Source organism: uncultured Nevskia sp., assembly GCF_903885465.1.
In the GTDB taxonomy this organism is placed as follows: domain Bacteria; phylum Pseudomonadota; class Gammaproteobacteria; order Nevskiales; family Nevskiaceae; genus Nevskia.
The window spans coordinates 1-8,883 of the sequence record NZ_CAISIQ010000329.1 but is presented as its reverse complement, the minus strand read 5'-3'; the positions used below and the strand labels follow the sequence as shown (position 1 = coordinate 8,883).

Here is an 8,883-nt window from a genome sequence, read left to right as displayed (position 1 = left end):
TTCGCCGGCCGCGCCGCGCAGATTGATCGCCGCCAGGAAGCGGTCGACGAACACCTGGCCGATGTTGGGATCGCGGATCAGGCCCTGCGCCGCGTAATAGGTCTCGGCCACCGGGCTGATGCCGCCGCCCTGGCCGACCACGCTGCCGCGATCCGAAGTGAGCGGATCGGTGCTGATGGTCACCAGGGTGCCGGCGGGTATGGCGGCGGTCGCCGTCCAGGTGAAGCCGGCCTCGTTGCTCAGGAACGGCGAGCCGGCGACGTAGTTCTTGTCGGTGAACAGGATCTCGGTGCCCGCTGCCAGCGTGCGCAGCGGGGTGAACGCGAGGGCGTCCGGCGCATCGGCATTGGCGGCGACGAAGCGGATGTCGCCAGCGGCGAGCTTGCTGCCGCCGAATAGACGGCCATCGGTCAGCGGGAATGCGCTGGCGTCGTCGGTTGCCCAGTTCGCGGTGTCGCGAACCCGTGCCGCGAACGCGGCGAGATCGATGCGATCGAGCGAGCCGTTGTAGCGGGCGTTGTCCTGCTCGAAATGAATGTAAGCGTTCGCGGCCGACACCTCGGCCGGAATATCGCCAGCCGCGCCGCCCAGATTGATCGCTGCCAGGAAGCGGTCGACCGTGATCGCACCCGCTGCAGCATCGCCGATCGTGCCCTGGAAGGCGTAATAGGTTTCAGCGCTGGTGCTGATGCCGCCGCTGATGCCGCTGACCGCGCCGCGATCGGTGGCCAGCGTGTCAGTGGTGATGGTCACGAGGGTGCCGGCCGGCACTGCTTCGCTGGCCTGCCAGACAAACGCCGCTTCATTGACCGGGAACGTCGTGGCACCCGCAACGTAATCCTTGTCGGTGAATGCGATCTGGGTGCCGGCGATCAGATCACGCAGCACGACGAAGGCAATCGCATCCGGGGCATCGCCGTTTATCGCGGTGAACAGCAGATCACCGGCGGCGAGTTCGGTCATTGAACCGGCAGGCGGTGGTGGCGGTGCGGTACCGAACAGGCTGCCTTCAATGATCGGATAGCCGGTAGCGTCATTGCGCTCCCAGTTCGCCGGATCGCGAACCAGTGCCGCGAAAGCAGCCAGGTTGCTGCGATCGAGCGAGCCGGCATAGCGGGCGTTGTCTTCATCGAAATGGATGCTGGCGTTGGCCGCGGTGACCTCGGCCGGAATGTCGCCAGCGGCGGCGCCGAGGTTGACCGTCGCCAGGAAGCGGCTGACCGTGATCTGGCCCGCGCCAGCGTCGATGATCTGGCCCTGGAACGCGTAATAGGTTTCGCCCGAGGTGCTGACGCCGCCACCGACGCCGGTGACCACGCCGATATCGCTGAGCAGCGGATCGAGCTGCACGGTGACGATGGTGCCGGCGGCCACGTCGGCAGCCGCCGTCCAGGTGAACGCGGCTTCGTTGGTCGGGAACGTCGGCGACGAAGCGGCGTAATCCTTGTCGGTGAACTGCACGGTGGTGCCGGCGCTGACCGCACGCAGCAGCACGAAGGCGAGCGCATCGGTCGGGTCGCCATTGATGGCAATGAACTGCACATCGCCGGCATTGAGCACTGTGGCCGGCTGGCTGCCGCCGCTGCCGGCGGTGGTGAAGTTCAGCGCTTCGGCGCCGATCAGGCCGGCGAACGGATTGCCGGCGATGTCGGTGATCACGCCGCGCGCGATCTGGACGTTGTAGGCGGTGGCCGGGTTCAGATCGGCACTCGGGTTGATGTCGACGGTGTTGCCGCTGATCGTCACCTGGGTGATGTCGCCGACCGCGAGCGTCCGGACATCGCCGCCAGTGCCGGTAAGGATGATGCTGCCGCTGCCGGCCTTGACCGGCTCGTCAAAGCTCAGCAGCACGCGGCTGCCGGTGACGGCGATGGCGTTGTCGGCCGGCATCGTCGCGCTCAGCATCGGCGGCACGGTTTCCATGCGCGTGGTGAACGTGGCGCTGATCGCCGCCGAGGTGGTCGTGGCATTGGCGGTGGCGAGCACCAGCCCGGCCGGCGCGGTCACCGTGTAACTGGCTCCCGGTTGCAGGTTGGTGGCCAGATCGATGGCGATGGTGCTGCCGCTGATCGTCACCTGTTCGGCATCGCCGATCGCGACGGTCCGCGTATCGCCAGCGCCGTTGCTGATCGTGAAGCTGCCGGTGCCGGCGCGGATCGCTTCGGCAAAGCTCAGATACAGCTTGCTGCCGGTGCCGACGCTGGTCACCGCGGTGGTCGGCTCGTAGACCCAGAGCTGCGGCCGGCCAGCGCCGCCGCCGAGTTCGTTGACCAAGTAGATGACGTTGTTTTCGTCGATGGTCACGCCTTCATGCTGCGGCGGCAGGCCGACATCGAGCCGGCTGAGAATCACGCCGCTGCGATTCATCTTCAGCAGCGCGCCGTTCTCCTGACCGAGGATCAGCAGATCAGCGTAGTCAGCCGCGGTGCTCGGCAGGATGTTCGAGAGTGCTGCGACATCTGCCAGATCGCTGAAGCCGGTCAGCGCCGGATCGAACAGATTGGTCGAGTCGACGGTGATCGCCGAGCCATTGGACGCGCTGCCGGTCGCGAAATCGGCGGTGGTCTGGAACACGCCGAGCGGGGTCTTTTCCTTGACCAGGATGTAGCCGCCGGTCAGCGGATCGAAGGCCACGCCTTCAAGGCCGATGTTGCCGATGGTGGTACCGAGCTTGACCTGACGGATCGCAGCAGGTGCCAAGGTGGTGTTCGGCGTGTAGGTGAACCGGGCAAGCTGGCGATAACGCTCTTCGGCGACGACGAACTCGTTGCCGCCGACCCAGGCGATGCCTTCCGGGTCGTACAGGAAGGTGCCCTGCGGCATCGAGGCATCGGCCGGCAAGGTCATGGAGTCGACGAACTCGCCGTTGCGCCGCACCTGGACGATGCTGGTGCCGTGATCGCTGGCAATGAACAAGGTGCCGGTCGTGCGGTTGTAAGTCACCGCCGAAGCTTCGGCAGCGAGCAGATTGCTGCCGCTGCCGACTGGCAGATCGTACTGGGCTGCCAGCGTGTAATTGGCGAGGTCGAGCGACTGGCCCGGTGCGGTGAAGGCAACCGTTGGCGCGGCCAGTACCGTGGGTACCGGCGTCGGAGGCGGCGAGCTGTCGCCGTCCTGATTGTCGTCGCAGGCAGCGATGCCGAACGCCGTGACCACGGCCAGCGTGCTGCGCGCAAAACCCTTCTGCCAACTCGTCCGCTGTAGCCGCATGTCCCTACCTCGTTGTTGAGCGAGCGCCGGAACCTAGGGTCGAGTTGTTGCAGATCGTTGACGGAGAGATGACAGCCGAGATCACCAACAGCCGGCCGAACGCTCGATCGCAGTCAGATCAAGGCTCCGCCGGAATTCAGCCAGCGAAGACAGCGCCGCGATCAGCGATCAAGCGCGGTAAACGCCTTGTGAAAGGCGCCGTGAACCGCGCGTCAACGCTCAGCTCAGCTTGGCCAGCTGCTGCGTCAGATACGAACTGGTGGAACTGAGCTTGGACATCAGCGTATCGAGCGCCGTGAACTGCGCGCGGGTGCGCGCCTCATACGCCTGGATGCGGACATCGACGGCAGTCTGCTGCGTGCCCAGATCTTTCAGCCTTGCGTTCAGGCCATCGGTCTTGGCCTGCAGCTGGCCATCGTCGGCGAGCAGCGTCTTGGTCAGTGCCGACATCTTGGTCGCCAGACCATCGGTGCCGGCAAACAGGCGCTGCACGGCGGCGAAATCGGTGCTGGTCGCCTTGTTGAACTTGGTGGTGTCGGAGATCAGCGTGCCGTCAGCGGAAGTGGTGATGCCGATCGCCGACAGGGTCTTGTAGGCGCCGGCCGAATCGGCGCTGCCGCCGATGACATTGCGCAGCTGCTGGGTGGCCGACAACACCGTGGAATCGCCGAGCAGGATGCCGGCGGTCTTCGCGACCGGATCGAACTTGGTCTGCGTGGCGATGAACTTGACGACGTTGTTGTAGGCGTTGACGAAGGTCGCCACCGCCGCTTCCGAGGCTTTCGAATCAAGACCCACGGTCAGCACGGTACTGGTGCCCGGCGCGGCCTTGGCCAGGTTCAGGGTCAGGCCGTCGACGGCGGTGGTCACCGCATTGCTGCTGCTGGTGGTGGTGAAGCCATCGACCTTGACCACGGCATCGGCTGCAGGCTGGGACTCCGTGGTGTTGAAGATCGTACTGCTGACGCTGACCGCGTTGGCCGTACCGGTGGCGCGGCTGGTCAGCAGCAACCGGGCGCCGCCGCCATCGGAAACGATGGCCGCCCCGACGCCGCTGTTGTCGCTGGCGGCGTTGATCTTGTCGCGCAGGTCGGCGAGCGTATTGGCGGGGCTGGTGAGATTGACGGTGAATGACTTGCCGCCCACGGCGATCGTGACATCGCCATCACCGACGGTGGCGCTGCTGCTGGCGTACGAATCGCTGGCGCGCTTGTTCGCCGCAGCCAGCGAAACGACTTCCACCGAGTAGTTGCCGGCCACCGCCTTGTTCTCGGCGCTGGCGGTGAAATAGTCGGCCGTGGCCGGCGTCGCCGTCAGCTTGCCGAGGCTGCTGGCGGCGCCATTGCTGCCCGGCAGCAGCGCGTTCGAAGCGGTCTGCAGATTGGCCATTGCCGAACGGAAATTGGCCAGTGCCGAGATCGAGGTATTGGCTCGCGTCGTCGCGATCGAGATGCGTTGATCGGCCGGGCCGCGCTCGGCGGCAACCAGTTGCGAGACGATGCTGGCGACATCGAGCCCGGAGCCGATGCCGGCGGAAGTGATGGCGGCCATGAAATTCTCCTTAAGCGATGCGCTTGATCAAGGTGCCCAGCGCCTCGTCGAGTGCTTTCGAAACGCGCAGCGCTTCCTCGGTCGGCATCTGCCGCAGCACCGTGCCGTCCTTGGCATCGACGACCGACACCACGGTGCGGCCGCTGTCTTCGTCGATGCTGAAACGCAGATCGGTGCGGCTGTCCTTGAAACGCTGATTGAGATCGTCGACCGCCTGCGCAAGCTGCGCGGGCTGGGCGGCAATATCGGTAGCCGCCGTGCTCGATGGCTGAAGCACGGCCGGAATGGAATTCGTCTGCGCCGAGCCCGGCACAGCGATGACGGAAACGGCAAGACGATCCACGCCCCCACTCATCATGGGGGCCTGGATCGCGCTGACTGCAGTACTGGTCAGGGACATGGTGCTTTCCCTCTGAAAAAATCCAGACTCCGGCCTGTCGTTCCCGATCAGAACGACAAGCCGAAGGCTGGACCCGTCCTACCGTTTTAGCGGAGCAGGCTCAACACGCTCTGCGGAGCCGAATTGGCCTGCGACAGGATCGCAGTGCCGGCCTGCTGCAGGATCTGGCCGCGGGTCAGTGAAGCGGTTTCCTTGGCGAAGTCGGCATCCTGGATGCGGCTGCGTGAAGCCGACAGATTCTCCGACGTCGAAGCGATGTTCGAGACCACCGAGCTGAAGCGGTTCTGGATCGCACCGAGGTTGGCACGGGCCGAGTTGATCTGGCCGAGTGCCGAATCAATCTGCTTGATCGCCAGCGAGGAACCGGCGTAGCTCGACAGATCCAGCGAGGTCAGGCCGGTGGTGGTGCTCGCCGTGCCGGTAACGCCGGTGGCGCCATCGAAACCGGTGGCCGTGCCGTCATCGGTACCGCCGACGGTGATGGTGGACTCCGAGCTCAGCACGATCTTGCCGGTCGAGGCATCGAAAGCGGCATTGACGCCGGTGGTGGTCGAGTTGTTGTTAATCGCATCGACAACCTGGCCGACGCGCTGCTGCGAAGTGCCGGCAGCGCCGATCTGGGTGCTGATGTCGGTGCCGTTGATGGTCAGCGTGCCGGCCACCGGGGCGGTCAGGACGCTGATGCCGGAGACGGCGCTGGACTGGGCGCTGGCCGAGGTCACCGAGCCGAGCGCCGCCGTGTTGGCGTCGACCAGCGAGCTGACGGTGATCGTTTCGCCGGCATTCGCACCGACCTGGAACACGGCCGACGTGAAGCTGCCGTCGATCAGCGAAACACCGTTGAACTTGGTCTGATTGGCAACGCGATCGACTTCACTGAGCAGCTGCGTGGCTTCACCCTGCAGCGCGGCACGGTCGGTGGCGCTGTTCGAGGCATTCGCCGACTGCACGGCCAGTTCACGGACACGCTGCAGGTTGTTGGTGACTTCGCCCAGCGCGCCTTCAGCGGTCTGCGCCAGCGAGATGCCGTCATTGGCATTGCGCGAGGCGACATCGAGGCCGCGGATCTGCGAGGTGAAGCGATCAGCGATGGCGAGGCCGGCGGCATCGTCCTTCGCGCTGTTGATGCGCAGGCCCGACGACAGGCGCTGCAGGGAAGTGTTCAAGGCGCCCTGAGACGACGACAGATTGCGCTGCGCGTTCAGAGACGCCACGTTGGTGTTGATGATTGCGGCCATGGTCATTGCTCCTGGTGAGGTGGGTCTCGGCAGGTCTGATCCGTGTCGAGGGTGCTGCGAGAAAGCGGGGAAAGATGGGTTTGCTTCGGTGCTGCCGTGCTGCTCTTGGAGGATTTAGCGGTCCGCCCCGGCAAAACTTGACTCGCAGCGGATTGACACCGACCAGCGGTAGCGCCGCGCGGAAGTTCGGTGGTGAGCAAGCGTTTTGCGGCGGCATGAGAGTCGATGGCCGCGGCCTTACGGAAGCTCCAAGCCATTGTCGACAATAGATTTTTCTGTAATTCGTCTGCGGGCGCTTGCACATCGCGACCCAGCGAAGCGCTGCAAGCTGCGATCGAAGGTCCGAGTGCCCGACGCTTTTTCTCGGCTTGGCTATCTGGCAGCGCTAGCGCACTTTTCTTCAGATGCCTGCCGCACCGTCATTGCCGCGCAGGCCGGCATGACGCGCTTTGATGCGCTTTTCTTACTTGAAAGACGGCATGCGATGACCTCGCAGACACCCCGCTGCGGCTCGTTGGCAATGAACGCGCAGCGGCAAGGCTATGACGGGATGCGTAGTACCTGCTTTCTCGCCCGCAAGCGGCAATCAGCGCCCCGGCGGCCCGAAACCCGGCGGCATGCGGCCAGCCAGTGCCCGCATCATCTTGGCCATGCCGCCGCCCTGGAGCTTCTTCATCATCTCCTTGGTCTGGTCGAACTGGCGCATCAGCTTGTTCACTTCCTGCACTTCAAGGCCGGCGCCCTGGGCGATGCGCTTCTTGCGCGAGGCCTTGATCAGATCCGGAAAGCGGCGCTCCTGCTTGGTCATCGAATTGATGATCGCGACCGCGCGCTTGATCTCCTTCTCCGGCTTCACGTTCTTCATCTGCGCCTGCAGCTTGGCGCCGCCGGGCAGCTTCTCGAGCATCGCGCCCATGTCCCCCATCTGTTCCATCTGCGCCATCTGCTGACGGAAATCTTCGAGGTCGAAGCTCTTCTTGTTCTTGAGCTTGGACGCCAGCTTGGCGGCAGCTTCGGTATCGACCTTGCGGCTGGCTTCCTCGATCAGGCCAAGCATGTCGCCCTGGCCGAGGATGCGCGCGGCGATGCGATCCGGATGGAACACTTCGAGCGCGCCGGACTTCTCGCCGACGCCGATGAACTTGACCGGCTTGCCGGTGACATGGCGTACCGAAAGAGCCGCACCACCGCGCGAGTCGCCGTCGGTCTTGGTCAGGATCACGCCGGTCAGCGGCAGGCGATCGGCAAAGGCCTTGGCGGTGTTGGCGGCGTCCTGGCCGGTCATCGAGTCGACGACGAACAGGGTTTCGACCGGGTTCAGCGCGGCGTGCAGAGCCGCGACTTCCAGCATCATTTCCTCGTCGATGCCGAGGCGGCCGGCAGTGTCGACGATCAGCACATCGGCGAACTGCAGCTTGGCGTGGGCTAGCGCCGCCTTGGCGATCTCGACCGGCGATTCGCCGACCTTCGACGGGAACCATTCGACGTCGACCTGGCCGGCGACGACGCGCAACTGCTCGATGGCCGCCGGGCGATAGACGTCGCAGGAGACGACGATGACTTTCTTCTTGTCGACTTCGCGCAGGCGCAGCGCCAGCTTGCCGGTCGTCGTGGTCTTGCCCGAACCCTGCAGGCCGGCCATCAGGATCACGGCGGGCGGCTGGGTGCGCAGGTTCAGCGGTTCGGCGGTGCCGCCGAGCGTCGCGGTCAGTTCCTGCTGCACAACGCGGAGCATCGACTGGCCCGGCGTCAGGCTTTCAGTGACTTCGGTGCCGACCGCGCGCGCCTTGACCTTCTCGATGAACTCGCGAACCACCGGCAGCGCCACATCGGCTTCGAGCAGCGCCATGCGCAGCTCGCGGGCAGCGGTGTTTACTTGGTCTTCGGTCAGGCGACCCTGGCCGCGCAGCGCATCGAGCGTGCGGGTCAGGCGGGAACTCAGATTCTCGAACATGGGCAGACGTCGGTTGGGTATTGCGGGACGGCGCGATTATGCAGGAGGGCGCGGCGTGAACTGCTTCATCTCGCGCCGGAACCAGCGAAAAGCTATCTCACGTAAAGACGCAAAGACGCGGAAAGAATCAAAATTTTTACTGCTCAGGCTTTTCTTTGCGGCTTTGCGTGAGCCCGGCTTTTGCCTTTAGACGACGATCTCGTCGCCGATCCGCAAGTGCCGGTACTGCCAGCCGGCCAGCGCCACGGTGCATTGCTCGGTGATCAGCGTTTCGGAGCCCGGCTTGGCGTGGGTCAGATGCAGCATCGGCCGATGCCTGAGCTTGCCCAGCTCGCTGCCGAGACGGGCCGGCGTGAAATGCCTCGCCCGCTGCGCCAGCGCGTCCTCGTGATTCGGGAACGCCACTTCGATCATCAGATGATCGAGGCGCGGCAAGGCATTGAGGAAGTCCCAGATCCGGTCATGGGCAAAGGTATCGCCACTGAACGCGAACACACCGCGGCCATCGTCGACGACGAAACCCACCGCCG

General features: G+C 64.9%; 5 protein-coding genes and 1 pseudogene. All 6 read right to left on the bottom strand.

Annotated elements, in window-relative coordinates; genetic code table 11:
- The coding region (locus tag QZY06_RS12940; RefSeq protein ID WP_295685031.1) for an SdiA-regulated domain-containing protein at positions 1 to 3,210 on the bottom strand (3,210 nt) is incomplete at its 3' end.
- Between the two features lie 219 nt (positions 3,211 to 3,429).
- A complete protein-coding gene (gene fliD / locus QZY06_RS12935; protein ID WP_295685027.1) occupies positions 3,430 to 4,761 on the bottom strand; it encodes a flagellar filament capping protein FliD in 1,332 nt (443 codons plus the stop codon).
- Between the two features lie 10 nt (positions 4,762 to 4,771).
- Positions 4,772 to 5,161 (bottom strand): flagellar protein FlaG, encoded by a 390-nt coding sequence (locus QZY06_RS12930; protein WP_295685024.1) that lies wholly within the window; start codon positions 5,159 to 5,161, stop codon positions 4,772 to 4,774.
- Between the two features lie 86 nt (positions 5,162 to 5,247).
- On the bottom strand, positions 5,248 to 6,399 hold the full coding sequence (locus tag QZY06_RS12925; protein ID WP_295685021.1) for a flagellin: 1,152 nt from the start codon (positions 6,397 to 6,399) through the stop codon (positions 5,248 to 5,250).
- Between the two features lie 586 nt (positions 6,400 to 6,985).
- Positions 6,986 to 8,353, bottom strand: a complete 1,368-nt coding sequence (gene ffh, locus QZY06_RS12920; protein WP_295685018.1) for a signal recognition particle protein — start codon at positions 8,351 to 8,353, stop codon at positions 6,986 to 6,988.
- Between the two features lie 186 nt (positions 8,354 to 8,539).
- Positions 8,540 to 8,883 (bottom strand): annotated as a pseudogene (locus tag QZY06_RS12915) (3',5'-cyclic-nucleotide phosphodiesterase); the annotation flags it as partial.